Genomic DNA, 26,451 nt, shown 5'->3' with positions numbered 1-26,451 from the left:
TGCGCACTCTTGCAAGCACGGGAACGTCACGGGCGAGCGATTCCAACACAGATACACTGGCGCGGTTCCTCGGCGCTTTGGCTATCCTTCTCGGCGCTGTTCTTCGGGTCGGAGCGGTGCGCATCATCGTGGTGATGCTCGGATCAGACTGTCTGAGGAGCCACGGCTGCCAGCGCTCGGGCCTTCTCCGTCCATTGAAGACTGCTGCTGATTGCATGAAGAACGTCGTCAGGCCGCTCGACTACCTGCCACATCTGCAAATGCTGCGGATTCATGAAGCGCTCTTGGACGCACCGCTCAAGCAATGCAATGCAAGGATCAAAAAACCTTCGAATGTTTACCAGCACGATCGGGTTGAGATAGATTGCAAGTCGCTTCAGCGTAATGGTTTCAAACAATTCTTCCAACGTTCCACATCCGCCCGGAAGCGCTATGACAGCATTGCTGCCGGTGAGCATGAGGTGCTTGCGCTCGCGCATGTTCTCGACAACTCGCAACTCGGTGAGCTGACGGTGCGACCACTCCAGCTCCTGCATAAATCGCGGCATGATCCCGATGACTTTTCCACCGTTCGCGAGTGCACCGTTGGCAACTTGTCCCATTAAGCCCAGCGCGCCGCCTCCATAGACGATCTCGATGGAATTGCGCGCGAGAATTTCCCCCAGGCGATGCGCCGCTTGCATGTACTCGGGATGGCAGTACTCGCTGGAGGCGCAGTAAACACAAACTCGAGACATAAATACATCATTCCATGTTTTTAGCCGCGAGCGCCAGAACGTGCCGGAGGTTGCGCTTGAATATCTGGAGATCGCTGGAGCTACAGAAACTCTGAGCGAGTTGCATGAATACGCCCTGCGCCAGCAAATCTTTTTTCTGCATCGCGTGTTTACATTGCTGCGTCTAACTTTTCACGCCGCGTCATGAAGTCGATCACTCGAGAAGAGCTGAAGCAGGCGATCGATCGGGGGGACGTCATCCTTATCGATGCGCGATCGCCGGAAAAATTTCTGAAGTCACATTTGCCTGCCGCAGTAAACATTCCTGCGGGACAGGCCGCCGAATTGGCAGCGCGTTCAATTCCCGACAAAAATGCGGCCGTCGTCACCTATTGCGTAAATTTCACCTGGAAACTTTCAGAGCAACTCGCGCGAGAGTTGCAGGCGCTCGGATATCAGGATGTCCGGATCTACGAAGAGGGTCGTCAGGACTGGATGAATGCAGGGCTGCCGCTGGAAGGGAGCGCTCCGTACGAGGCTGTGCCGCGATTCCAACCCAGTGCTACCGAAGCGGAAGCTCAGGAACGATTGAGACAGGTGAGTTAGGTCGAACACTGTAAGCACACATCAGAAGCATGACTGGAAAACCTTTGTTCCATTCTGGAACAACTCACACCTTCAACTCTCTCCTACTCTCTTGATCTACTCCCGCTATGAATTGGCGTAGGTTGTCGCGCCAGTAATTTGCGAGCACCACTTCATCCAACCAAGCTGCGGAAATCTTCTTCACACAAGTATCAGCACGCAGAAGAAGCTCACTTTGCATTCATAACCTTTTACTCAGGGCCGAACCTTGGTTGCCGATTTGTCTGTACTTATCGCCGGACTATTTTTAGGCGATCTTTTTTACTTTTTTCGCGTGGGCAGCAGGGCTGAGCGCTGGCTGCGGCGGCTCGCGAATCGCAGGAAGCTTGCGGTAGTTCTATGCGCAGCTCTGGCGATGGTTCCGCGTGCGCTCCTGCTGCCCATCATGCCAATTCCCAAGCCGCAGATCGTCGACGAGTTCAGCTACATTCTCGGCGCGCAGACCCTGGCTGAAGGACGGCTCACCAACCCGGTTCATCCACTCTGGCAGCACTTCGAGAGTTTCCACATCAACATGGTGCCGACATACGAATCGCAATACGAGCCGGCACCAAGCGCATTTATGGCTGTCGGTCTCGTTTTGGGAAATAACTGCTGGTGGGGCGTATGGCTGGCCACCGGACTCATGTGCGCGGCAATCTGCTGGGCGCTGCGGCCGCTCATAGGAAACGTGTATGCATTGCTGGCGGGTCTCTATGTCGTCCTGAAGTACAGCATCGGGACTCAATACAGCGACTCGTACTGGGGAGGGTCTGTTTGCGCACTCGGCGGGGCACTGGCTCTCGGCGCATTTGCGCGAATTTTGCAAACCCGCTCGCCGAAGTGGGTGCCCTGGCTGATTCTCGGAGTGGGAATTCTCGCCACTAGTCGTCCATATGAAGGGTTTCTTTTCTCGCTTCCGCTCGGGCTGGGCCTTTTGATCTGGGTAGTCAGAACTCGAAACTACATTCGGATTCTCGCTCCTGCTGCTGCGCTTACCGTCGTGCTGGGCGCCTGGATGGCTTACTTCAACTATCGCGGCACCGGACGCGCGACTGAGATGCCGTACACGGCGAATTTCGAGCAATATCACTTTGTGCGGCCCTTTATCGGAACGGGAATGAAACCGTTTCCGCACTACAACAACTACCAAATGGCCAAGCTGTTCTGGGACTGGGAGGGCACGCCAGGGCGTCTTGCGAAAACGTGGGGCGGAATCCGGAAGATCGAAACAACCAAATTTCACTTCTACTATCGCGAGCACTTCGCGCCATTGCTGATCCTTGCATTTGTTGGTTGCTACTTTTGTTTCCGTCGTGAAGACCGGAGCTATCTCGGCTTCACCTTCCTCCTGGTATTGATCGGGCTGTTTGCGGTCGTATGGTGGCCGCTCTCGTCCTATCCGGCGCCCCTGCTGGTGAGTTTCTACGGCCTCGCGTTCCTCGGCATTCGCTTTCTGGGAACCGCACGGCCACGCAATTTCCGACTCGGCCCATATTGGGCTCGCGGACTCGTAGTTGCTGTACTCATCACACCGGCGATCAACATCCCTCATGAGATTCACAAGCCGAGCAAGATTCATTATCCGATGCCGTGGAACGAAGATCGCCAGCGGGTAATCGATCAACTCGAAGCAAAGCCGGAGAGGTCGCTCGTGCTGGTCAGTTATGCCCCGATGCACGATCCGGCAAAAGAGTGGGTCTACAACACGCCCGACATCGATTCGCAAAAAGTGATCCTCGCTCGCGCGCTCGGCGCCGAGAAAGATTGCAATCTCGTCCACTACTACCAGGACCGAAAAATCTGGTTTGTCGATGTCGGCCTGGATCCTTGGCCGGAGCTTCGCTCTGCCGACGCTCTGGTCTCATACTGCAACGCAAGTCCCGAATTGAGAGCCAATCTTATCGTCCCTGGGGAATTACCGTGAATCATCGGCCTAAAACTGCTGTCATTATCGGCGCCGGTCCTGCTGGATTAACCGCCGCTTTCGAACTTTTGCGCAACAGCGACATCAAACCCATTGTTCTCGAAAAAAGCGGCCAGATGGGCGGGATTTCGCGCACGGTGAACTATAAAGGCAACCGCATCGACATCGGCGGACACCGCTTTTTCTCGAAGAGCGATCGCGTTATGAACTGGTGGTTCGAGCACATGCCGCTCGAGACCGCTGTGTCCCAAAACGGAAATGGAAGTGGTCACGCAAGGCAGCCAATTGAGATCACGTATCAGAGGCAACGCCGCGAACTGGCCGGCTGCAATGGCAATAGTAATGGATGCCACCCAGACGAAGTGATGCTTGTTCGACGCCGCAAATCGCGGATTTACTTTTTGCGCACCTTCTTCGACTATCCCATCACGCTAAGCGCCGACACACTGCGGAAGCTTGGTCCAATGCGAACGATGCGGATTGGTCTCAGCTACATGCGCAGCGCGGCAATGCCGATCAAGAATGTTGAGAACCTGGAGCAGTTCTTCATCAACCGCTTCGGACGCGAACTCTACCACACCTTCTTCAAGTCCTACACCGAGAAAGTCTGGGGAGTGTCCTGCGACCAAATCAGCGCCGAATGGGGCGAACAGCGCATTAAAGGTCTTTCGATCAAGAAGACGCTTCAGCACATCATCCAAAAACAGCTGCAGAGCCGCAAGCAAAAGGACATTTCGCAAAAGGAAACCGAAACATCACTGATCGAGCAATTCCTCTATCCCAAGTACGGTCCAGGACAAATGTGGGAAGCCGTCGCACGAAAAGTAAAAGCAATGGGCGGCGAGATCATCACAAATTTCAGCGTTACCAGCCTTCATTGCCGTGGCTACAAAGTCGTGGCCATGTCGGGTGTCGATGCCTCGGGCCAGGAGCGCCGGCTCGATGGAGATTATTTCTTTTCGACAATGCCCATTAAGGAACTCGTACGTTCTCTCGATGTTCCCGTTCCCGCAAACGTCCGCCAGGTGAGCGATGCACTTCAGTATCGCGACTTCATCACCGTAGGCCTTCTGCTGAAAAAGATGAAGGTAAAGGAGAACAACCAGAACCTGGTGGAAGACAACTGGATTTACATCCAGGAACCTGATGTGAAAGCCGGCAGGCTGCAGATCTTCAACAACTGGAGTCCGCATCTTGTTTCAAATCAGGAAAACGTCTGGGTCGGCGTTGAGTACTTCTGCTATGAAGGCGACGAGCTCTGGAGCAAATCGTCCGAGGAAATGGCTCAGTTCGCTGCGATGGAACTCGACAAGATCGGCATCATCGACAGGAACGATGTAATCGATTCCACCGTCATTAAAATGCCGAAAACATATCCAGCGTACTTCGGCGCCTATGCGCGCTTCGACGAAGTCCGCGAATACATCGACAAATTCGAGAATCTGTTCTTAGTCGGACGCAACGGAATGCATCGTTACAACAACCAGGACCACTCGATGCTGACTGCGATGGAGGCGGTGAACAATATCCTGATCGGCCGCAAGGACAAATCGAACATCTGGGAAGTCAATACAGAAGCGGAATACCACGAAGAGAAGCAGGCGCCGCAACACGAAGAGAGAAAAGTCGCGTAGCGAAAGTGATCATGAGGAACACTCGCGCGCAGATCGCAGTCCTGCGTTATTGAGTCTTCCTCTTGACGCGCAGGATTGATGATCAGTCCTCGAAGATAACAATTGCCATCGCCTGGCTCTCGGTGTGAGTCACCGACAAGAACATACGCCGAACTCCCGTCTGTTCAGCGATTTCTGCAGCCGCGCCGTGAAGGCGAAGGACAGGACGTCCTCCCGGCGCGTGTCCAACCTCAATGCTCGTCCACGTAACGCCGCGACTGGCTCCAGTACCGAGAGCTTTCATCGCGGCCTCTTTGGCGGCAAAGCGCGCTGCGAATCGCTCGACAGAATTCTTCTTACTGCGGCAGTAGCGAATCTCTTCTCTGGTAAAAACGCGCTCGACAAAACGATCTCCGAAGCGCGCAAGTGATGCCCCGATGCGGGCAACCTCGCAGATGTCGACTCCGGTGCCGAGAATCATGCTACGCCTGAAAACTCCTACGGGATGGGCGCCACCGCGATATTCTGATCTACTGGTTTACGCCGCTGGCCAGAAAGCCGCCATCCACACACAGGACTTCTCCAGTCACAAAGCTGGCCGCTTCCGATGCGAGAAACACGGCAGCTCCAGCAAGCTCTTCAACTTTCCCGAAGCGTCGCATAGGCGTACGCGCGAGGAATTCTTTTCCGCGGGCTGTCTCATCGAGCAGCTTTTCATTCAGCGGAGTTCGGAAGACGCCCGGAGCAATCGCATTCACGCAGACGCCATGCGGAGCCCACTCAACGGCCATTGATTTGGTGAGCGATGCGACTCCGGCTTTACTTGCCGCGTAGGCCGCAACTTCGAAGAGAGCGACGAACGAACTCAACGAAGCAATGTTGATGATGCGGCCATACCTGCGCTCGATCATGTGTCGACCGAAAATCTGGCAGGCGCGGAGCACGCCTGTGAGATTCGTCTCCATGATGTCGTTCCATTCCGATTCGGGAACATCGATGGTTGGCGTGCGTTTCGTCTTTCCAGCGGAATTCACCAAAATATCCACTTTCCCAAAGGCGGAAACAGACTTCTGCAGCACTTGCTCCAGCGATTTGCGGTCCGCCACATCGGAAATCACGCGGAGAGACTTGCGTCCGCGCTGCTCGATCTCTTTTGCTGTAGATTCAACCTGCTCGGAACGGCGCGAAGTGGGAACCACGTCGGCGCCGGCCTCGGCCAGACCATGGGCGATCGCGCGCCCAATACCCGACGTTCCGCCAATCACCACCGCCACTCTTCCGCTCAAATCCAGCGGACGAAATGCCATTCTGCCCTTCCTACGCTCTAGCTGTTGTTCTTACCAGGGAGACACTACGCTCACCAGGCAATGTAAAGGTTTCGGATTTCGAGTTTCAGGTTTCGGCAAAGTCTTAATCCGGCATGGCTGCCCAAATTGGGCTTTGCCGAAACCTGAAACCAGAAACTCGAAACGCTTCTTTGCTCTCTTACCAATTCCACATCGTGCCATCGAGCTTGCGATTTACCGGCAGATACGCGCGCTCATATGGAAACTTCTCGGCCAACTTCTCGTTGTAATCCACTCCCAACCCGGGCTTCTCGCCCGGATGCAGATATCCCTTCTCGAAGTAGTACTCATGCGGGAAGACCTCGTCGGTCTCTTTGGTATGGCGCATGTATTCCTGAATTCCGAAATTGGGAATTGAGATATCGAAGTGCAGCGCTGCCGCCATGGTGACCGGAGAAAGATCCGTCGCGCCATGGCAGCCCGTCTGCACGTGATACATATCCGCAAAGGCAGCGACTTTCTTCAGGTTCGTGATGCCGCCTCCGTGGACCACAGTCATGCGAAGGTAATCGATCAGCTGTTCCGAAATGAGAATGTTTGTATCCCACACGCTGTCGAAGATCTCGCCCAACGCGATCGGCGTCGTCGTGTGCTGGCGGACGATGCGGAATCCTTCCTGCAGTTCGGCAGGCACAGCATCTTCGAGCCAGAAGAGATGATATGGCTCGAGCTCCTTCCCTAAACGACCCGCCTGGATCGGTGTGAGCCGGTGATGCGCATCATGGAGAAGGTGAACGTCGTCTCCGTATTTCACGCGGAGCGCTTCGAAGAGCTTCGGAACATGCAACAGATATTTCTCGCTCGACCAGAAGTTCTCCGGAGGCAGTCCTTTTTCCGCGGGCTCATAGAACAGCTTGCCGCGTCCGACGCCATACGTGCTCTGCAATCCAGGAATGCCCGACTGCGCGCGCACGGCGAGATATCCCTGCTCGATGTATTTCCCGACCTCATCCACGGTCTCGCTGATGTCTCGCCCATTCGCGTGCCCGTACACCATCACGCCCATGCGGCTCTTGCCGCCGAGCAGGTTGTACACGGGAGTGTTGAGGGCCTTGCCCTTGATGTCCCAGAGCGCCATATCGACGGCGGCGATGGCACTCATCGTCACCGGACCACGACGCCAATAGGCGCCGCGATAGAAGTACTGCCAGATGTCTTCCGTCTGGGATGGATCGCGCCCGATCAGGCAAGGAATGACGTGATCGGTCAGATAGCTCGCAACGGCCAGTTCGCGTCCGTTCAGAGTGGCGTCGCCAAGGCCATAGAGACCCTCGTCGGTATAAATCTTCAGCGTGACAAAATTTCTTCCCGGCGAGCAGACGAAGACCTTCGCGTCTTTAATCTTCATTCGCCGGTCCCGACTTTCTGATCCAATCTTTTCTCCATAGTTCGTTTGGGAAGCGAGTTCTACCGCACCACTCGCGCGCTGCCGCCCTTCATCAACTTCTCCACTTCCGAAAGCGTAGCCATTGTAGTGTCTCCGGGCGTAGTCATGGCGAGCGCGCCGTGCGCTGCCCCGCACTCGACAGCCCATTGCGGACCGCGATTCATCAGGAATCCGTAAATCAATCCCGAGGCAAAAGAATCGCCGCCGCCGATGCGATCGTATATCTCGAGATCCTCTCGAGTGGTCGAGCGATAAAGATGGCCGTCGTAGTAGCAGACCGCTCCCCAATCATTGATGCTTGCGGTCTTGGCATTGCGCAGCGTCGTAGCTACGCATTTCAAATTGGGAAATTGTGAAATCACACGCTCGATCATGCGCCGGAAGTTCTCGACGTCGAGCTTCGAAAGATTCTCATCCACGCCTTCGACCTCGAATCCCAGCGCAGCGGTGAAGTCCTCTTCGTTGCCGATGAGAACGTCAACGAGTTGTACGAGTTCGCGATTCACCTCGGTGGCTCGCTTCTTGCCGCCGATAGCCTTCCACAGCGACTCACGGTAATTCAAATCGTAAGAAATGACCGTGCCGTTTGCCTTCGCCGCCTGCATTGCGTCCTTAGCCACAGCAGGCGTGCTTTCCGACAAAGCAGCGAAAATTCCACCAGTGTGAAACCAGCGCGAGCCTTCTGTTTTGAAGATCTTGTTCCAATCGATGTCGCTGGCCTTAAGCTGTGAAGCTGCTGTGTGCCCGCGATCGGAGCAGCCAACTGCGCCACGCACGCCAAAGCCGCGTTCAGTAAAGTTCAGACCGTTGCGCACCGTGCGGCCCACGCCGTCGTACGGAACCCACTTCACATGCGACTGATCGACGCCGCCCTGATAGATCAAATCCTGCACCAGACGGCCAACCGGATTATCGGCGAAGGCCGTAACGACGGCCGTGTCCATGCCGAAGCAGCGGCGCAGCCCGCGCGCAACGTTGTACTCGCCACCGCCTTCCCAAACGCGGAAGCTGCGCGTGGTGGCAATACGCGAGTCCCAGGGATCAAGCCGGAGCATCACCTCGCCCAGGCTCACCAGGTCCCACCTACACTCCGGTTTTGCTTTGATTGTGAGTGACGGCATTCGTTGTTTTGCGTTCGACTACGGATTGGCGCGGCGAGCCAGCGCAGGCCGGCTCTGCGGCGGAGGCACGCTCTTGGTCTGCTTCGGCGCCGGAGCCGGCTCGGCGAATCCCAACTGCCGCGAAATGTCCCGGCACGTTGCCGCCAGCGCAGTCCCGATTTCGCGCTCCTGCTTTTGAATGCGCACTGAAGGACCGGAAATGCTCATCGCTCCAATCGAGACTCCGCCTTCGTTCAGAATCGGCGCTCCAATGCATGCGACGCCCGGCTCGTTCTCTTCCTGATCGGTCGCGTACCCGCGCCGCTTCACGATTTCCATTTCGGCACGCATCTTGCGCAACTCCGAAGGCGTGAGCGTATCGAAGACCTCATCGAGATCGTGCTCGGCGGCGTACGCCAGAAGAGCTTTTCCCAAAGAGGTATTCGCGATCGGCATGCGGCTGCCGACCATCGCTGACATGCGAAACGGACGCGAGCTCTCCAGCAAATCGATGTAGAGGACCTCGCCATTGTGCAGCACCGCGAGATTCACGGTTTCGTTGAAGCGTTGCTGCAGCTTGCGCATGTGGTTCTGCGCGATCTGCTTCAGGTCGCGGCGCAGATTGGAAGCGTGCTCGAAGAGCTTGAGCCCGAGCTTGTAGCGATGTCCATCGGATGCGCGCTCAACATAACCGCGTTCGCAAAGCGTGTACAGCAAACGAAACGCCCGGCTCTTGTTGAGTGAAACGCGCTTGGAAATTTCACTGAGCTGCAGCTCTTCGCCGTCCTGAAAAACTTCGAGTACGTCGAGCGCTTTTACCACGGCTTCCACTACATATTTGTCGTCAGATTCTTTGGGTAACTTCATAGGAGGTTTTGACTCACAAAACTTTATTCCATTGTACGAAGCAAGGAGAGCATTCTCAAAGAAGGCGCCGGCGATTGTCAACAAAGACTTGTCATTCCCCAAGCAGTACAACGAAATCCTGAACCCCATTTCGCAATATGAAATGGACACGCGGAAAACACGGCATTTAGCGGGTAAAACTTCCATCGTGAGAGAGGTTTTTGTTTTACTAACGAGTCGTGCTGTCGCGAGGGTCGTGCTGTCGCGAGATTACAGAGTTCAACAACAGCCACCACAACAGAGCAATCGATGCGACTCGTAAGTTTTAAACACAGCGGACACACTGGCGCCGGCATTCTCAGCGGCAGCGGAGTTTTCCCACTAGCGGACGTTGGTTACGATGACGCGGTTTCTTTCATCGCAGCCGGCCGCGATGTACATCAGCACGTGAAGCATGTCGCGGCCAGCGCTTCAAAGCGCGATCTGATACCGCTCGAATCCTTGCACCTCACCGCTCCCATTCCGCGTCCGCAGAAGATTCTCTGCATCGGGCTCAACTATCGCGACCACGCCATCGAGTCGAAGATGGAGATTCCATCGGTACCGACGGTTTTTGCGAAGTTCTCGAATGCAGTGATCGGACCAGGCGAACCGATCGTGCTCTCCGCGACACAGAAGCCCGACTATGAAGCCGAGTTCGCGGTCGTAATCGGCAAGCGCGCGAAGCGCGTATCGACCTCGAACTGGCAGGATTATGTCTTCGGCTACACCATTGTGAATGACGTAAGCGCGCGCGATGTGCAGCTCGCCACCTCGCAATGGACGCTGGGCAAGAGCTTCGACACATTCGCGCCGATCGGTCCGCACATCGTGACCGCAGACGAAGTTCCCGATCCGCACGCACTCGACATTCGTCTTAGCATCGGCAGCGAAACGCTGCAGCACTCCAATACGCGCGAACTGATATTCCGCATTCCGGAATTGATCGAATACCTTTCGCGCGGGATGACGCTCGAACCCGGCGACATCATCAGCACTGGAACACCGGCGGGAGTTGGGCTAGGCCGTAACCCGCAGCGCTGGCTGCGCGCCGGAGAAGAGATCGTGATCGAGATCGAGAAGATCGGCACGCTGCGCAATCCCGTGGTGGCGGATCAATCGAGGAACTGATGCGGTTTCAGATGGGCAACGTGGAGCCGGCAGCCCTCGGCCGGTTTTTTGGTTTCATCTTGTCATTCCGAACGCCAGGTTTTGGCGAAGGAATCTCTATGAACTTATACAAACGATGGTTGTGATGTGGTAAGGGATTCCTCTCTCCTGCCCGCGCGAACAGCACGCGCGAGCATCCGCTCGGAATGACAATGCGAAAACTAAACACCCGGCCTCGAGGGCGGCCGGCTCCACGTTAGAGTTACGATGACCTTGGCATGAGCTCCGCCGTTGGCACACAACACGATTTGATCGCCAAGTTCGAAGCCGCAGCACGTTCCGCCGCGGCGACGGTGGAGCGCGTGCCGGCGGCAGCCGGCGCGCTCGCGTCCGCTGTACCACGAATGGCAAAGGGCCGCATCGCTATCGCCGACCCACTCGATTTGCCTGCCGAGCTGTTCGCCGAAGTCTATCGCTTGCCGGGCATCGTCACTGCTCGTTCCAAAGCGGAACTCGCGGCCTGCGATGTGGGAATCACCGACGCCTTCGCTGCGGTCGCGCGCACCGGATCAGTATGCGTGACCGTCGATCATGCATACTCTGGCGCGATCAGCCTGCTTGCTCGGCTGCACATTGCGGTCGTCGCTGCCGCAACCATCGTCGAACGGCCGGCGGAGATCTTCGATCCCAACCGCTTCGGCGGCAAAGGGCTCACCCGCAATTTCGTCTTCATCACCGGGCCGAGCGCTACAGCCGACATGGGACCGCTGGTGCGCGGCGTACATGGCCCGCACAAGCTGCACGTGATTATTCTGGAGTAGAAGTGTCCACACCTGCTGCCGCCATTTCGCCGCGATCGGTCGCCGACAAAAGCCAGAAGTCGGCGATGCTAAAAGCCATTCGCATGGCTCTCGACATCGAGAGCCCGGCGGTGCGGCATAACACACAGACGTTCAACAACGGACGCTATGAAGCAGTCGCCGTCATTCCCGACTACAACGCGCTCAAAGATCGCGCGCGAGCCATTAAAGAAGATGCGATCGCGCGCCTGCCCCAGCTTCTCGCGCAGGTAGAGGCGAGCGTGAAGCGCAACGGCGGCCACTTCTTTCTGGCAAAGGACGGAAACGAAGCTTCGCGCTACATCACGCAAGTCTGCTGCGAGCACCAGGTTCGGCTGCTGGTGAAGGGCAAGAGCATGACCTCGGAAGAGGTCCATCTCAACCATCACCTCGAAGCAGCGGGAATCGAAGTCGCCGAAACCGATCTTGCGGAATTCATTCTGCAGATCGCAGACGAGCAGCCCTCGCACGTCGTAGGGCCGGCGATTCACTACAGCCGCGAACGCATCACGGCGCTGTTTAAGCGCAGGTTCCAGACCGATTCGCCGCTCGATACCGGCGAAGAGCTCACGCGCTTCGCCCGCGAGATTCTTCGTCAGAAGTTCCTCAACGCCGATGCCGGCGTCTCCGGCGCCAACTTCGTCACTGCCGATACGGGAAGCATTGTCTTGGTCGAAAGCGAAGGCAACATTCGCCTCACATCGTATGTGCCGCCGCTGCACATCGCGATCGCCGGAGTCGAGAAGGTCCTTCCATCGCGCCGCGATCTCGCGATCTTTCTCGAGCTGCTTGCGCCGAGTTCCACGGGCCAAGGCCTAACCTCGTACACCAGCGTCCTCACTCCTCCGCTCACCGCCGCGCCGGTGCTGTCCGACCGTCCAGGCGCGAAGCGCGAGTTCCATCTGGTCCTCATCGATAACGGCCGCATGCGCATGCGCGAAGACGCCGTGCTGCACGAAGCTCTCTACTGCATTCGCTGCGCCGCATGCCTGAACTCGTGCGCGAACTTCCAGACCGTAGGCGGACACGCCTTTGGAGGTGAGACGTACTCAGGCGGCATTGGCGGCTCGTGGGAGGCAGGCACAAATGATCTGCTCAAAGCGCGCTTCAACGAACTCTGCACCGGATGCACGCGCTGCGTGAATCAGTGCCCGGTGCGCATCGATATTCCATGGCTCAATTCGAATCTGCGCGAGCGCATCAACCAGATCGACGCTGCGGCCTCTGCCGGTTTCCTGCAAAAGGCTCTCAGCGCGGAAGCCGCCGATAAAGCCACGGTAGCAAAGATCTTCTTCGGCCGTTATGACCTTTTTGGGAAATGGGGATCACGCCTTGCTCCGCTTTCCAACTGGATGAACGAGCTGCCCGGCAGCCGCGCGATGATGGAGCGCATCGCCGGAGTCGATCAGAGGCGCCAACTCCCGCCCTTCGCTTCACAAACTCTGGTCCAAGCCGCTCGCAAGCTTCCGCCGGCAAAAGCTCCAGCTCATCGCGGACGCATCGCGCTATTTCCTGACATCTTTACCAACTACGGCTCTCCCGAAAGGGGAATCGCCGTCATCGAAGTCTTCCGCGCAGTCGGCCTCGACGTAGTGCTGACCGAAGTCTCAGCCGACGGACGCGCTTCACTCTCGCAAGGACTGATTCAAACCGCCAGGAAGCAGGCGCAACAGACGAGCGAGATTCTGCTGAAGTACATCCGCGAAGGCCGCGAGATCGTGGTAATCGAACCGAGCGCGCTGGCGATGTTCCGCCTCGACAACCGCCACTTCCTCGATCGCAATGCGTTCGAGGAAATCCGCGCCCACAGCTTCGAAGCCGTCGAGTACCTGTGGCGCATGCTGCAGGAGCGCAATCTCGAGGCCGCCGACTTCTTCCCCGCCTCAAGCCATCCACTGGGAACGAGGCTCTTCTACCACAGCCACTGCCAGCAAAAAACCATCAGCGCAGCCGAACCGACAGAAGCCCTGCTCCGCGCCGCCGGATTCGACGTAACCACCTCCCGAGTTGAGTGCTGCGGCATGGCCGGCAGTTTCGGCTACAAAAAGGACTACTACGAACTGAGCATGGCTGTCGGAGAAGACCTCTTCAATCAGGTAAGAGCTGCGGAAGCGGATGGAGCGCGAACACTCGTAGCTACAGGCATCTCGTGTCAGGAACAGCTTCACGCCGGGCTGCAGCGGACGGTGTTCCATCCGATGGAATTACTCGGCGCAATCATAAAGGCTTAATAAAAAGGGCGCTGGATTCTCCAGCGCCCGAGTACTTTTCTAAATGGTGCCTGGCTAGAAGTTCACCTTCAGCGCCAACTGAATGTTGCGAGGATCGCGGGCATTCAAAATCTGATCGTATGCGCTGCTGTTCAACGACGTGCTCAGCCCGCTGATTGGCGCACCTTCCGCAAAATTCGTGTGGTTGGTGGCATTGAAGAACTCAGCACGGAACTGCGTGTTCACGCGCTCCGTAATTTTGAAGTTCTTGAAGACCGAGGAATCCCAGCGGAAAATTCCTGGGCCCTGGATTTGACCACGCCTCGCGCTGCCCTGCCGCAGAGGGGGAACAAACCCAGGTGTGTTTGTGGGTGAGCACTTCGGATTGGCAGCAGTACAACCCGTGTAGGCAAACGCCGCCGGGTTGAACCACTGCGACACCGTGTTCGGCGCGCCGATGTTGGGATCGGCGATTTGGTCAGGTGGATCGCCCGCCCAGGTATTACCGCAGGTGCCGAGGCCGAGGTAATCCTCGTTGCAGCTTACGGTGCTGAAATCGTAGTGGATGCCAGTGCTCCAATTCACGACGCCCGAGAGCTCCCAACCTCCCAACGCGTGGCCGATGATGCCGTGCTGATTTCTGAAGAATGGCAGGTTGTACACGTAAGTTGCGCTGAACACATGTCGGCGATCGAACACCGAATTGCCCCAATCGCGCTTGAGGTTGTAGGTGTTCTCGGCGCCGCGGAAGTTTTCCGATGCATCCGTCAGATCATGCGACCAGGTGTAATTCAGCACGATCTGTGAGCTGTCAGTAAACCTCTTTTGGAACTGAGCCTGCAGACCGTTGTAAGAGGAAGTGAAAGCCGAAGTCCATTCGTTAATCGCATCAAATCCGCGATATGGGCGGACGTAGTTGAGCATGCGCCACTGCGATGCCTGGAAATAGCATTCCGATCCGGCCGGGTACTGCGAGCAGTATCCCGGAATATTCTGGAACGCGAGCGGCTGAGGCATATTGACGTCGACGCCGCCCATCAGGTGCCGCCCGAGATTGCCGTAGTAACCGATATCAATCATCGTGCTGCTGCTGAGCTGCTGCTGAACATCCAGATCGAAGCTCTCGGTGTAGGGAAGCTTCCAGAAAAGCGGGTTTGGTCCATAGATGAATGGTGGAGTAGTAGTCGTGGTTGCTGTCAACGAACCTGCTACGACCGCCGGATTTGAGAGGCTCGTGTTCGTGAACGCTCCCGCCGACGGGGAGACCCCGGGGTTGGAAGTTTGGCTGTAGAGCTGGTTGTCTATGGAGTTGGTTCCATAGAACAGACCGAATCCACCGCGAATGCTGGTTTTGCCGGCCGACGTCGGATCCCAGGCAAAGCCGAAGCGCGGCGCAATGTTCTTCCAGAGCGTGGCCGAGACAGCCTGCCCCCATGGTGAGTTCTTTCCTGTCTGAATGTATCCCGGCAGCGTGCGCGGATCGATGGCGCTGAAGTATTTGCCGGTCGCGGGATTAATGGCGGGAGCCTTCGAGGCATCGTAAAGCTGCGGATCGAAGGTGCTGGTCAGGTTGTTCGTAGATTGCGGCGCGCCATAGATGGTCCAGCGCACACCGTAATCGACAGTGAAATTGGGACGCATGCGCCACTCATCCTGGGCAAAGGCTTCGACCATCTTCTCGTTGTAGAGATATGGCAGAGCCTGCTGCGCCTCGGAGAACGAAACCACGTTGCCGACCAGGAAATTCGCCCATGCCTGTTCCGGCGTATTGTCAGCCGTAGCACAGTTTGCCGGCGAGATCCCGGTCACGCAGTTGGCGCGATTATTGATGCTGAAGCTGGGGTAGTTGGGTCCTCTTTCGTTGTGATCGTAGTAGTTGAAACTGCCGCCAAACTTCAACGAGTGCGGTCCCACGATCTTGGTCAGCGTGTCGAACGCGGTCTGATCCCTGTCGTAGGAGTAGTAAGGGCCGGTCGCCGAAATTCCCTGCATGCCGGTAATCGAGACTGATGGAACCACGTGGGAGACGGTGGCGAAAGGCAACGTCGGTTTGATATCCGGCGAGTTGGCTTGCAAGGCCAGGCCGATTGCATCGCTGGTAATGCCGCCCCACGAGTAGTTGTAGCCGGCATCGTTCAACAAAGTCGGCGAGAGCGTTGCCGTCGCGTGGGCAGCAAAGATGTGCGCCGGCGTGTTGCTCTGTGTTGTCGCTACATCGGGTAGCGCATAGCTGCCGTTATACAAACCGGCTGCCTCCTGCGTCGGAATGGAGTCATCGGAGTAACGGGCAAAGACCGCGAGCCGAGTACCAAAGTTGTGATCGAGTCGGGCGGCTTCTTCACGATAGTAGTAGAGATTCTTCCCGGTGCCGATAAGACCGCAGAGCTGACCCGGGCAGGCTTTTAACGTGACGTTGGGTGCCGGAAGCTTTGAATAAATATCCTTCACATAAGCTGCGGCAACCGGATTGATGCTGCCGACTGTGTTCGACGTCGAAGTGCACTGAGGATTGCCGGTGGTGGGGTCGTAGCTATATGACACACAAACCGGGAACGGGAGCGTGCCGCCCATTTCGGCCGTAGTCGGCAACTCAGCACTCTGTGGGAAGGTCGGATAAATAATGAAGTGGCGCCACTCCTGAGAATAGAAGAAAAACGTATTGTCTTTCTTGATGGGGCCACCGATGGTGAAACCCCAGTCGTTCCAGCGCAACGGCGGACGCGGTTGTTTGGCGAGATTCGTGAAGTAATTATTCGCGTTCAGCTTGTCGTTGCGGAAGAACTCGTATGCCGAGCCATGGAAACTGTTGGTCCCGCCACGGGTTACCACGCTGACTTCGCCGGAGGAGGTGCGTCCGTGCTCAGGAAGGAAGTTTGCGCGCAGCACCTTGAATTCCGCGATCGAATCGATGCTGGGATACGCATAGAGTGTCAGATTGGAACCGCGGTTCAGATCCTCAGCTCCATCGATGAGCCAACTGTTTTGCGAAGGCCGCTGACCGTTAACAACGATGTTGATCTGGTTCGACGAGCCGGTTGGATTTGAAGCTCCTGCATAGAACTGGTCGGTGGCGATGTTCTGCGATACACCCGGCATCAATGTGACCAGTTGCACGAAGTTGCGCGAGAGCACGGAGAGTTCGCGAATCTGCGTTCCGTTCATCAGACCGGCTGAAGTGTTGTCCTGCAGATTGACCTGGATCGGCGATTCGGTAACCGTCACCTCCTGCTGCGCCGTTCCGACTTTGAGCCTGATGTCGTAGACGCGGCGGTCATTCAGGTTCAAGACGATATCGTTGGCGACATAAGGCGAGAACCCGGGAGCCTCGACCCTGATCTGATAACGACCGATCGGCAGCACCGGAGCGTTGTAGGCGCCATCGGCGCCGGTTTTAATCGTGCGCTCGGTGATATTGCGATCAGTGTTGAGGATGTGAACAGTAGCGCCGCTGACCACCGCGCCTGACTGGTCGTAAACCGTTCCACGCATATCTGCGGTGATCTCCTGGGCAGCGCAGGCAACAGCAAACATCATCCACAGCGCAGTGCAACACCACACTTTGAAACGCATAATTCCTCCTTCACTCGAAGCAACCTCGAATTGCTTCTGTATGGTCTTGTTTAGGTACCTCAATTGAGGACCCGACACCTTCTTCCGAAACCTTCGAATCCATCCCATTCCTTTCGAAGGGATACAACTCAACCAACCTTCTCTTTCTTGCCTTGAGCGCTTAGTCGATTAACGATCCTGTAACGATCGCCACGATAGATCGAGTTCACATACTCCACAGGCCTGCCATCGCGGAGGTAAGACGTCCGTGCAAGACGGAAGACCGCGCTTGCCTTGCGAATCTCTAAAAGCCGCGCCTCTTCCGCATTTGCGACAGCAGCTTCTGCAACCTCTTCCGTAATGGCAATCTCGAGTCCGTACCGCTCGGCCAGGGTCGCGTACAACGAAGTGCGAGCATCGAATGTGCCCAGCAAATCCGGGCAAAAATGCACAGGAATGTGGCTCCACTCAATCGCCATTGCGATCTCATCCGCGAGCCTCAATCGCCGTAAGCTGATTACGTTGTCCTGCGCCTTGATCCTGAGGGCCTCCGCCGTGTTGACATCGGCGGGGACAATGCTGAAAGAGAGCACCTTCGAACTGGGCCGCGATCCGCTGTTGCTCATCTCTTCGGAGAACGAGAGGACGTTGCGAAAATTTTTCTCCAACTTGGCTTGGGAAACGAACGTTCCCCGGCCACGTTGGCTGTACAACACGCCTTCATCGCACAGCGATTTGAGGGCCTGCCGCACAGTCATGCGGCTTACGCGGAATCGCGCAGAGATCTCCTGCTCCGACGAGATCGCCTCGCCAGGTTCGAAGACGCCGGAATGGATCTGCTCCAGCAAGAACTGTTGAATCTGGTAGTAAAGCGGGACCGCACTCTGCCGGTCGAGCATTTGGGGACTTCAGTCGTTCGGAGTGACCAGAAAACGTCTAGACAACTAGACCTTGTGTTCTACATCTGCTGGGATGAAGAGGTCAAGAAGAATCTGTGGATCCATCAATAGACAACGAGCGGAAGATGCGGGGCGCCTATGAATGCTCGTCGCCGTGGAATCTTCAGCCAGGAGCACCTCCGCGTTGGGCGGAAAAGGGGAGGGCAGTGCTCATTGTGCGGACTGCTGAACGACATCGTCATCGAGCCGAACGATTGAAGCCAGCAGGGTAGGATCCCGACTGTTTTAACGTTTGATCGGCGTAAATACAGTCGTGGCTAGCGGATCACGAGCATCCGGCATGTAAACCAGAGTATGGTGTTCTACTCCGAGAAGCTTTACCACAGAGTCAGAACTGACAGTTCCCGGTATAGGTTCCCAGTTTGCGTTTCCATCCTGTCCGATGTTGAGCACGTAAAGACCGGTTTGGAGGTGTGCCGTTTTTGTGGGCAGGCGATGCAAGCTTGCGAAAATCTGTCCACTATCATCGATACCCAGGCCGGTTGCACGAATGGAGTAGAAATCAAAACGAGTAATTTTCCACGACTGCAAAATGTCTTTCCTCAAATCGTATTTGAATAGTTCGCCCGTGGTTGAGGAGTAGAGGACCACTGCGGTTTTGCTGCAGCGCAGCATCGTATCGTTACCGTATCGGCCTTGACTTGCCAGTTTCGTAGTGTTTCTTGGAATTGCGGTTCGCAATTGTCCCCGTCGCAAACCAAACTCGCGAAGGATCGGATAGGCGGCGAATCGGTCCGCATCTCTTTCACTGCCAATTGCCCACACCTTTCCCGGTTCCGCTGAGCATAGTTGTCGAACGACGAAAGGATTTACTCGCAGAAGCTGCTCGATGGAACCATCTTCGTGCACCTGGGCGATGAAGTTGGTGACCACACCCTCAGAATTGGAACTGCCGCCGGCAACGATCAAATGCTTAGCTGTATCGAATGTCGCTGATGTCAGAGCGATATCGTCCGCTCCGGGATACTTGATCGAGGTTTTGAGGGCCATCCTGCCTGTGCTGTCGTAACCGACGACTGCGGAGGCCCCGCTCTCGCGTTGATCGAGGCCTACGAGAAATCCATTTTCCCATTCCCGGAATGTCCAATCGTCGGAATGGCTGAAGATTTCTGCAAAGGAAACGCTTCTCGAGGCATCGGCTGCTCTCGGCAAGTCCGATGCAACTGTCACCAGTGAGCTGCAGCTCAGGATGAAAACTGTTCCAAGTCGCCCGATTTTCATGATTGATACTTCCGAAGCGGCGTTGCGCGTTCGCGTGCCTGAGGAATCCGCCGGTGTACGAACGGACGTTGAGTACGTTCTTGCTGTATTTTCTCGCCTTTTTTCGCGCGAGATCCAGTCCTCACGAATCTGGGTGTTCGATAAAAAAAGCCCACCGTTTCCGGTGGGCCGAGTAAATCTTCGATGACTAGAACAAGAACTTCGCTCCCAATTCCAAAGTGCGAGGATCACGCGCCGAAGTAATTACCCCAAAGGACGAGGCGTTCGTGCTCGTGAATGACGCGCAGCAGATCGGATTGGTGTGGTTGAAGGCGTTGAAGGCCTCTGCGCGGAACTGGAACGTGAACCGCTCAGTTGCCTTGAAATTTTTGAATAATCCAAGATCAGAGCGCCAGAAGCCCGGCAACCGTACTGCGCCCGGACGAGCTGACGGTGGCGTGGTCTGCGTCGAAGACGGCGTCGAGAACGCAGAGGTGTTGAACCATTTCGCGAAAGTATTGGGTGCATTCGCGTTTGGATCACCGGTCTGGTTGGGGCGCAATGAGCAAGGAGACGGGCCCAGGCAACCTGCGCCAGTAGGATCGGCAACTGCCTGCGTTACGTTCCCGGGCAGACCAGTCTGGAAGGTCTGGATGCCGGAAAATTCCCAGCCACCCAGCACGTGACCTACGAATCCTTCCTGGTTCTTAAGCCAGGGAAGATCCCAGACAAAGTTTGCAGTGAAAACGTGACGTCGATCTCCGATTCCAGGACCATAGTTATTGTCGCGAAGGTTTCCCTGCACCGGCATGATGCTGCCGGTTGTGCGGTCCGCGATATAGGTGGTTAAGGCATGGCTCCAGGTGTAGGAGACATTGACCATTGTGTTGCCGGTGAATTGCTTCTGCAGTTGCGTCTGCAGTCCGTTGTAGTTCTCGGTGTAGATACCACGAACGGCGTTGCCGCCGGAGTATCCAATGAATGGCCGCAGGGCATTCAGCCCGTTAGTGTTGGCACTGGTGACGACAGGTACAGCACCGAAGCTGATTTTGTTCGGGCCGCTCATACACGGAGTAGCATCCGTGCATTGGCGGAACGCATTCGGGGCCGGTTGGTTGTTGTCGAAAAATCCGGGCAGGTGAATGCCATTCTGTCCGTAGTAGCCTACGTCCAGAAGCCAACCCGATTTTAAGAGGTTCTGCACATCCAGGCTCCACTGCTGCGTGTACGGCGACTTGTAGTTTGTGTCGATGCGCGACTGCAGTTGAGTGATATTGGCCGTGATTCCCGTTGACGGAATTGGCTGCCCTCCCGTAGGGCTCTGGAAGGTCACGTTCGGGAAGGAAACGTTGTTCTGATACCCGATGCCAGTGAAGACATCATTTTCTGCGTTTCCGAAGATGTCTCCGCTGTCATAGAACATGCCATAGCCTGCGCGGATCGAAGTGTTACCTTTGCCAAACGGATCCCAGGCGACGCCCAGTCGAGGTGCAATCGCGAGATTGTACTCCGGACCCATTTTGCTGCCCCATGGAGAGACGTGGCCTGTGACTCCCGCCGGTGCCTGTCCAGGGGCGAAGATGTAGCCATTCAGAGGATCGTAATTCGGATTGCAGGCGCTGGTGAGTGTTCCGGTGGCGCTCTTGGTCACGTCGATTTTACCGTTGGACAAAATACAGGGAGCCTTCGATGGATCGTACGCACCCGGATAGAAGTTCTCCATGATCCCGTTAGCCGAAGTCGGTTGGCGGAAGAATGAGTGGCGGAAGCCATAAGTGAGAGTCAAATTCGGCTTCATGCGCCATGTGTCCTGCGCATAGTACTCGAATTGATTGTCGAGAATATCAGCAGTCAGATCGAGAGAGCTTTGCGAGAACGTTCCGACTTGCCCAAGGAGAAAGTTAGCCCAAGCCTGCTCGAAATCGAGTGCTCCTGTCTGCACACCGTTGTTATTGAAGGCGAAAGTGCCTTGATTTCCATTGCCCGCGTTTTCGTGCTTCTCGTAATGGTAGTAAGTGGCTCCAAACTTAATGGAGTGGCTGCCGTGCACCTTGGTGACGTTTACCAAAGCGTTATGGTTGATGTTGTAGTCGTTATAGGGGCCAAAGGTCTGAGGGCCAGTTCCGCCTGCGAGAGTCAAATTCGGAATGCGACCCAGAACAGTAGCGAACGGAAGCACTCCGTTGAGAGAGCTCGCAACGTCTGGCGAGTTCTTCGCGTTCAGAAGATTATTGGGTGTGCTCAAGATCGCGCCATAAGAGTAGCCATACCCTGGCTCAATCAGGAAGGTAGGGCTCAAAGTAATCGTCGCGCGAACTGTATAGTTATGCCCTGGCGAGTTCGTGTTAGTCGAGCCTACGTTGTCGAGCGGGAGATTAGTAAACAGTCCGCCCGATTCACGAGTTGGAATGGAATCACGCAGGATTTTGCCACTGAAAGATAGCCTGGAGTTCACGGTGTGATCGATCTTGTAGATCTCCTCGCGGAAATTGAAGATTCCGCGCACGCTTGAAATCAGGCTGAAAGGATTCACCGCTGGGTTATTGGGCTGTGGATACTTCGAAAAGACATCCTTGATGTACGCCTGAGCGATTGGATTGATCGTCGAGATGGAGGTCCCAGTAGTGGTGCAATTGTTGTTCGCATCAAAGGCAACGCAGACAGGATGCAGGAATTGGCCGGTCAGCATGCCTGCGGTAGGAACCGTTGCGACAGGATTGGAAAAAGTAAGATTTCTCCTCGCCTCTTCGGAGAAGAAGAAGAAAGTTTTGTCTTTTTGTTCGTAGAGCTTCGGGATCCAAACCGGCCCGCCGATTGTGCCGCCGAAGTCGTTGTAGCGCAGCACCGGCGGTTTGTTCGGTTGGCCATTACCCAATTGAGTCCTTTTGGTGAAGTAGTTGTTTGCGTTGAAGACGTCGTTGCGCACAAACTCATAAAGGCTGCCGTGCAGGTTGCTGGTGCCGGATTTGGTAATGACATTTACCTGGCCGCTGGCCGCTCGGCCATACTCCGGACCATACTGGCCTCGAATCACCTGAAATTGGCCAATCGCGTCCACACTGGGGAATGAGAGCAAAGTCAATCCCGAGCCACGATCGATGTTGTCGGCGCCATCGATCATGTAGTTGTTTTCCTCGCGGCGGCCGCCGTTGATCGAAAAGGTCACCAGATTGGTTCCCTGAGGAGCAAAAGCGCCAACATATAGCTGGTCGGACTGTCCCGCGTCGGAGACGCCTGGCACGAGCGTTACTAATTGCTCCCAGTTGCGGCCGTTCAAAGCCAATTCTCGAACCTGGGTTCCGCTGATCAGTCCTGATGCTTCCACGGACTGCAGGTTAACCTGTGCGGCATTGGCTTCTACAGCCACGGTTTCTGTCGAGGCGCCAACCTTGAGGGCGGGGAAGAAAGTGAGGTGGTCGCCCAGGTTGAGCGTGATTCCGGTCTGTTGAAACTTCTGAAAGCCCGGAGCGTCTACTGCGAATGAATAGTGTCCGACGGGCAGCAGTGGGGCAGCAAACTCGCCGCCTGCTCCGGTCTTTACCGTGCGCACAACGGCACTCTTATCTGTATTGGTGATGGTTACGGTCGCATTGGGAACAACGGCACCCTGCGGATCCTTAACAGTCCCGGCAATACTCCCGGTAATTTCCTGCGCAATCGCGGCACATGCAAGCCAGCAGCAGAGCGCAGCTAAGATTCCTAAACGGGATAACACACGCATTTTGCTCCTCCATTTGAGATGAAAGCCCGCGTTTCGCACCTCGCGGGAAATTTGTTTTCAATCGCCGATTGCTTGAATCGCCGAATCCTATTTGCTCAAAATTGCCATTGTCAAACCAAAATCTCGGCTAAGTAGCTCTATTGCCAACCAATTACGGAAACGTTGCCTGGCTCAACGACAGCCCACCTCTCAGGGACCTGCGCAGTGAGTACCCCAGTGTTTGCCTCTCGACGGCGGAACGAGTGGGTTCGAAATCGCACAGACCGCAGGATTCAACGTAATCTCTCTTTCTCCGAATCTGCGGTCAGCCGGTTCACGAGCCGGTAGCGGTCGCCGCGATAAGTCGAGTTTACGTATTCCACGGGCCTGCCATCGCGAAGGTAGGAAGTGCGTACGAAGTGAAAGACTGGACTGCCCTTGTTGATCTGCAAGAGCCTTGACTCCTCGGCGTTTGCTACGGCCGCTTCTGCCACTTCCTCGGTTACAGCGATATGAATGCCGTACTGCTGCGCCAGCCTTTCGTAGAGCGAGGTATGGGGGTCGAATGTCTCCAGCAGGTCTGGACAAAGATTGACCGGAAGGTGAGTCCACTCGATTGCCATAGGAATTTCATTTGCCAGGCGCAGCCGCCGCAAGCTGATCACCCCTTCGCCGGCGCCAATGCGCAAAGCTTTCGCCGCCTTCATGTCGGGTTGTTCAATTCCGAAAGACAGCACGCTCGAACTGGGCCGCGACCCGCTCTTGGTCATCTCTTCGCTGAACGACAAAACGTTGCGAAAATTTTTTTCCAGCTTGATGGCTGAAACGAATGTCCCTTTTCCCCGTTCGCTGTAGAGGATGCCCTGGCTGCACAGCGACTTGAGCGCCTGCCGGACCGTCATCCGGCTTACTTTCATGCGAGCGGAAATTTCCTGCTCAGAAGAAATTGCCTGGCCCGGCTTGAAAGCGCCAGAATGGATCTCGTTCAACAGGAACTGTTGGATCTGGTAATAAAGGGGAACGGCACTCTGCCGGTCAAGCATGATCGGTTCAGTCAAGCTCTCGAAAAAGTCTAGACAACTAGACGTGGTTTTCTACATCCCCGCCAATCGCGTAGTCAAGACAAATCTGACGAACAGGCCGCGAGCAGGGTCGAGCAGGCTGGGATTGATCACCGACTTAGCGATGCCAGGCTTGTGGAACCAACAAGCTGCGGAAAATGCAAAACAGAACCGCCGGCGGTAGCCGGGGTCGGAAGGCGCCGAAAGGCGAACTCCGAATACAACGATACTGCGGTGATTTGCACACGAACGCTGCCGCAACAGACGCGGCTACCCCTCCGCGTAGCATCGTAACAATCTCAGAACCGGCCCCTACCGGCGCCGGTCCCGTTCCTCGGTCGCGAGCGCATTTTTTCCGCAGCTGAGGCAGCGGGACCTATTTTCGACAAAGTCTGTTAGCGCGGGCTCGGTTCCTTGGCGCGGAGCGAACGGCTTGCGTAAAAAACAAAGTCAAGCTGGTGGCTGAGATCATCAAAAGACTGGCGTTGGTCTGCCTGCCGAAACTGATGTTGGCAACTCTTATCGGGAGCTTCCTGCATGTGGTCGGGCTTCGATACTGATCGTGGTCGGGTAGGGCTTAAATGCAAGCCATCCGGATTGCATCTGCCGTCGCACAAGGATGTTTACGGTGATCTTTCGCTGTTCCCCGTTTTTGTTTCGCTGTTAACTTTGCGACTTTTCGAGAAAAATGGGCAGAAAACCGCAAAATCTGACCATCGAGCTCGGATTTACGCTGTTAATTACGCTGTTTACAGCGAAAGTTAAATTTGTGGTTTCGGGCCGCGTCGGCTCAGCCTGGAGGGGCGTGAGAGTCCAGCGGCAGTCGCAGCGTCGCCTGGCAGCCGCGAATGTCCTTGCGGTTCTCCAGCGTCAGCGTCCCACCATGGGCCTCGGCGATTTGCCGGCTCAGCACCAGGCCGATGCCGCTGCCGCCTGATTTCGTGGTGAAAAACGGAACGAATAGGTTGTTGCTGTTGAGCAGTCCGGGGCCCTGGTCGCGGACGAAGACTTCGACGGATTGTCCATTCACGTCCCAGCCGATCTGGACCGAGCCCGGCGTGCGGATTGAGGGATCGAGTGAGGCGTCGACCGCGTTGCGGACGACGTTGATCAGCAGCTGCTCAAGCTGATCTGGATCGCCGTCCAGCGAGACCTCGTCCCCGGCCACGACCTCGACCGGAAGCCGCGCTTCCAATCCTGAAGCGTGGCGGACCAGATCGCCGATTTGAACTTTGCTGAACGTGGGAGCCGGCAGGCGAGCGAGCTTGGTGTAGGCCTGCATGAAGCGGCTGAGCGCGTCCGCGCGGCTCTCGATGACCTCAAGGCCGCGCTCGACATCCTGGTTCCAGTCTGCCGGGCGATTTGGACGCGCGGCCAGCGAGCGCAGCGTTCCCGCAATCGATTTAATCGGCGCCAGTGAATTATTGAGTTCGTGTCCAAGGACGCGGATCAATCGCTGCCACGCCTGGCGCTCTTCTTCCCGCAGCGCGCGGCTCAGATCGGAGATGAGTAGAAGCTGATGCGGGACGCCGCGTTCCCGAAATGATGTTTGCTGGATCGCCCAGCGGCCCTCCCGTCCGGGAAAGCTCATGCGCAGCGTACGTCCCCCGGAGTGTCCGAGCAGGCTGCCGAGATGGAGTTCCTGGGCGGTGCGTCCGAGCATGCGCTCGGCAGTCATCGCCATGAGCTGCTCGCCCGCGCGATTCACGATGCGCAGCCGCTGCTGAGGATCGAAGGTAAATACTGCGACGTCGATCTCCATCAGCACTTTTTTGAGCAGTGCGACGGCTTCCATCGATCCCAGGCGTTGGCCCTGCAGTGTGTCAGAAAGGGAATTGATTTCCAGGACCAGTTCGCCGAGCGCGTCGTTGCGGCTGGCGCGGCGCGCGCGGAAGGAGAAATCTTCTTCGCGTAACGCCGCCACCATGTTCGAGAGCGTCTGCAGAGGGCGGATCACCTGTGCGCGGATGGCAAAAGCAGCGATCAGCCAGCCGAGCACGAGAAAAAACGTGAGAGTCCACTGCGTTTGTGAGGAATAGTTTCCCAGCCAGATCAGAAGCTCGCAGACGCCGAGCGGGAAGAGTCCGCCTCCCAAGGCAAAAAGAAGCAGGCGTTTCTCGAAGCTGAGTAGTTTTTTCTTTTTGCGACGGGAAGTGGGTGCTACGACGTGCCCGAAGATGTCGAGCTCAGAGGCCATATTTCTGAATACGACGATAGAGCGCGCT

The 26,451-nt window shown here is 56.2% G+C and carries 19 protein-coding genes; 6 read left to right on the top strand and 13 right to left on the bottom strand.

The annotated features are described in order from the left end of the window. Positions 1-143: 143 nt before the first annotated feature. Both VFU50_14890 and VFU50_14885 read right to left on the bottom strand, forming a co-directional pair. Complete coding sequence (locus VFU50_14890; protein HEU5234148.1) at positions 144-737, bottom strand: TIGR00730 family Rossman fold protein; 594 nt, start codon at positions 735-737, stop codon at positions 144-146. 7 nt (positions 738-744) lie between these two features. Next, positions 745-879 (bottom strand): hypothetical protein, encoded by a 135-nt coding sequence (locus VFU50_14885; protein ID HEU5234147.1) that lies wholly within the window; start codon positions 877-879, stop codon positions 745-747. A gap of 41 nt (positions 880-920) precedes the next feature. Between VFU50_14885 and VFU50_14880 the strand changes: the two genes are divergently transcribed. The 3 genes from VFU50_14880 to VFU50_14870 all read left to right on the top strand — a co-directional run bounded on the left by VFU50_14880 (position 921) and on the right by VFU50_14870 (position 4,901). Continuing rightward, positions 921-1,322: a rhodanese-like domain-containing protein gene (locus tag VFU50_14880; protein ID HEU5234146.1), complete on the top strand. Its 402-nt coding sequence runs from the start codon at positions 921-923 to the stop codon at positions 1,320-1,322. 313 nt (positions 1,323-1,635) lie between these two features. Further along, positions 1,636-3,267, top strand: coding sequence for a hypothetical protein (locus VFU50_14875; protein HEU5234145.1), 1,632 nt, complete (start codon positions 1,636-1,638; stop codon positions 3,265-3,267). After that, positions 3,264-4,901: an NAD(P)/FAD-dependent oxidoreductase gene (locus VFU50_14870; GenBank protein ID HEU5234144.1), complete on the top strand. Its 1,638-nt coding sequence runs from the start codon at positions 3,264-3,266 to the stop codon at positions 4,899-4,901. The genes VFU50_14875 and VFU50_14870 overlap by 4 nt, the downstream gene beginning before the upstream one ends. 82 nt (positions 4,902-4,983) lie before the next feature. Here the strand turns inward: VFU50_14870 and acpS are convergent, their stop codons facing one another. From acpS to VFU50_14845, 5 genes are all read right to left on the bottom strand, one after another. After that, positions 4,984-5,361 carry a holo-ACP synthase gene (acpS, locus tag VFU50_14865; GenBank protein HEU5234143.1) on the bottom strand — a complete coding sequence of 126 codons (378 nt, stop codon included), beginning with the start codon at positions 5,359-5,361 and terminating at the stop codon, positions 4,984-4,986. A gap of 49 nt (positions 5,362-5,410) precedes the next feature. Continuing rightward, entirely contained in the window at positions 5,411-6,187 is a 777-nt protein-coding gene (locus tag VFU50_14860; GenBank protein ID HEU5234142.1) for a glucose 1-dehydrogenase, read from the bottom strand. Positions 6,188-6,365: 178 nt separating this feature from the next. Beyond that, on the bottom strand, positions 6,366-7,574 hold the full coding sequence (gene manD, locus VFU50_14855; protein HEU5234141.1) for a D-mannonate dehydratase ManD: 1,209 nt from the start codon (positions 7,572-7,574) through the stop codon (positions 6,366-6,368). A gap of 59 nt (positions 7,575-7,633) precedes the next feature. Next, positions 7,634-8,734, bottom strand: coding sequence for a sugar kinase (locus VFU50_14850; GenBank protein ID HEU5234140.1), 1,101 nt, complete (start codon positions 8,732-8,734; stop codon positions 7,634-7,636). A gap of 18 nt (positions 8,735-8,752) precedes the next feature. After that, a complete protein-coding gene (locus tag VFU50_14845; protein ID HEU5234139.1) occupies positions 8,753-9,580 on the bottom strand; it encodes an IclR family transcriptional regulator in 828 nt (275 codons plus the stop codon). Positions 9,581-9,868: 288 nt separating this feature from the next. On the opposite strand from VFU50_14845, the gene VFU50_14840 reads away from it, so the two are divergent. The 3 genes from VFU50_14840 to VFU50_14830 all read left to right on the top strand — a co-directional run bounded on the left by VFU50_14840 (position 9,869) and on the right by VFU50_14830 (position 13,778). After that, positions 9,869-10,729: a fumarylacetoacetate hydrolase family protein gene (locus tag VFU50_14840; GenBank protein ID HEU5234138.1), complete on the top strand. Its 861-nt coding sequence runs from the start codon at positions 9,869-9,871 to the stop codon at positions 10,727-10,729. A gap of 257 nt (positions 10,730-10,986) precedes the next feature. Continuing rightward, on the top strand, positions 10,987-11,529 hold the full coding sequence (locus VFU50_14835; GenBank protein ID HEU5234137.1) for an LUD domain-containing protein: 543 nt from the start codon (positions 10,987-10,989) through the stop codon (positions 11,527-11,529). A gap of 2 nt (positions 11,530-11,531) precedes the next feature. Further along, positions 11,532-13,778, top strand: coding sequence for an LUD domain-containing protein (locus tag VFU50_14830; GenBank protein HEU5234136.1), 2,247 nt, complete (start codon positions 11,532-11,534; stop codon positions 13,776-13,778). A 54-nt stretch (positions 13,779-13,832) separates the two neighbouring features. On the opposite strand, the gene VFU50_14825 is transcribed toward VFU50_14830, so the two are convergent. The 6 genes from VFU50_14825 to VFU50_14800 form a co-directional block, all read right to left on the bottom strand. Further along, positions 13,833-17,327 (bottom strand): carboxypeptidase-like regulatory domain-containing protein, encoded by a 3,495-nt coding sequence (locus VFU50_14825; GenBank protein ID HEU5234135.1) that lies wholly within the window; start codon positions 17,325-17,327, stop codon positions 13,833-13,835. Between the two features lie 128 nt (positions 17,328-17,455). After that, positions 17,456-18,205, bottom strand: a complete 750-nt coding sequence (locus VFU50_14820) for a GntR family transcriptional regulator (GenBank protein ID HEU5234134.1) — start codon at positions 18,203-18,205, stop codon at positions 17,456-17,458. 285 nt (positions 18,206-18,490) lie between these two features. Next, on the bottom strand, positions 18,491-19,486 hold the full coding sequence (locus tag VFU50_14815; protein HEU5234133.1) for a hypothetical protein: 996 nt from the start codon (positions 19,484-19,486) through the stop codon (positions 18,491-18,493). A gap of 187 nt (positions 19,487-19,673) precedes the next feature. Continuing rightward, complete coding sequence (locus VFU50_14810) at positions 19,674-23,186, bottom strand: carboxypeptidase regulatory-like domain-containing protein (protein ID HEU5234132.1); 3,513 nt, start codon at positions 23,184-23,186, stop codon at positions 19,674-19,676. A 272-nt stretch (positions 23,187-23,458) separates the two neighbouring features. Next, complete coding sequence (locus tag VFU50_14805) at positions 23,459-24,208, bottom strand: GntR family transcriptional regulator (GenBank protein HEU5234131.1); 750 nt, start codon at positions 24,206-24,208, stop codon at positions 23,459-23,461. A gap of 808 nt (positions 24,209-25,016) precedes the next feature. Further along, the coding region (locus VFU50_14800) for an ATP-binding protein (GenBank protein ID HEU5234130.1) at positions 25,017-26,451 on the bottom strand (1,435 nt) is incomplete at its 5' end.

This window comes from Terriglobales bacterium (assembly GCA_035764005.1).
Lineage (GTDB): Bacteria > Acidobacteriota > Terriglobia > Terriglobales > Acidobacteriaceae > Gp1-AA112.
The sequence above is the reverse complement of the archived record's forward strand: the minus strand, read 5'-3'. Positions and strand labels throughout refer to the sequence as shown.

What these genes read in the sequence shown, in the direction of transcription:
- VFU50_14890 (HEU5234148.1), bottom strand. Translation starts at nt 737, where the DNA reads ATGTCTCGAGTTTGTGTTTACTGCGCCTCCAGCGAGTACTGCCATCCC.
- VFU50_14885 (HEU5234147.1), bottom strand. Translation starts at nt 879, where the DNA reads ATGCAGAAAAAAGATTTGCTGGCGCAGGGCGTATTCATGCAACTCGCT.
- VFU50_14880 (HEU5234146.1), top strand. Translation starts at nt 921, where the DNA reads ATGAAGTCGATCACTCGAGAAGAGCTGAAGCAGGCGATCGATCGGGGG.
- acpS (HEU5234143.1), bottom strand. Translation starts at nt 5,361, where the DNA reads ATGATTCTCGGCACCGGAGTCGACATCTGCGAGGTTGCCCGCATCGGG.
- VFU50_14860 (HEU5234142.1), bottom strand. Translation starts at nt 6,187, where the DNA reads ATGGCATTTCGTCCGCTGGATTTGAGCGGAAGAGTGGCGGTGGTGATT.
- manD (HEU5234141.1), bottom strand. Translation starts at nt 7,574, where the DNA reads ATGAAGATTAAAGACGCGAAGGTCTTCGTCTGCTCGCCGGGAAGAAAT.
- VFU50_14850 (HEU5234140.1), bottom strand. Translation starts at nt 8,734, where the DNA reads ATGCCGTCACTCACAATCAAAGCAAAACCGGAGTGTAGGTGGGACCTG.
- VFU50_14845 (HEU5234139.1), bottom strand. Translation starts at nt 9,580, where the DNA reads ATGAAGTTACCCAAAGAATCTGACGACAAATATGTAGTGGAAGCCGTG.
- VFU50_14840 (HEU5234138.1), top strand. Translation starts at nt 9,869, where the DNA reads ATGCGACTCGTAAGTTTTAAACACAGCGGACACACTGGCGCCGGCATT.
- VFU50_14835 (HEU5234137.1), top strand. Translation starts at nt 10,987, where the DNA reads ATGAGCTCCGCCGTTGGCACACAACACGATTTGATCGCCAAGTTCGAA.
- VFU50_14825 (HEU5234135.1), bottom strand. Translation starts at nt 17,327, where the DNA reads ATGCGTTTCAAAGTGTGGTGTTGCACTGCGCTGTGGATGATGTTTGCT.
- VFU50_14820 (HEU5234134.1), bottom strand. Translation starts at nt 18,205, where the DNA reads ATGCTCGACCGGCAGAGTGCGGTCCCGCTTTACTACCAGATTCAACAG.
- VFU50_14815 (HEU5234133.1), bottom strand. Translation starts at nt 19,486, where the DNA reads ATGAAAATCGGGCGACTTGGAACAGTTTTCATCCTGAGCTGCAGCTCA.
- VFU50_14810 (HEU5234132.1), bottom strand. Translation starts at nt 23,186, where the DNA reads ATGCGTGTGTTATCCCGTTTAGGAATCTTAGCTGCGCTCTGCTGCTGG.
- VFU50_14805 (HEU5234131.1), bottom strand. Translation starts at nt 24,208, where the DNA reads ATGCTTGACCGGCAGAGTGCCGTTCCCCTTTATTACCAGATCCAACAG.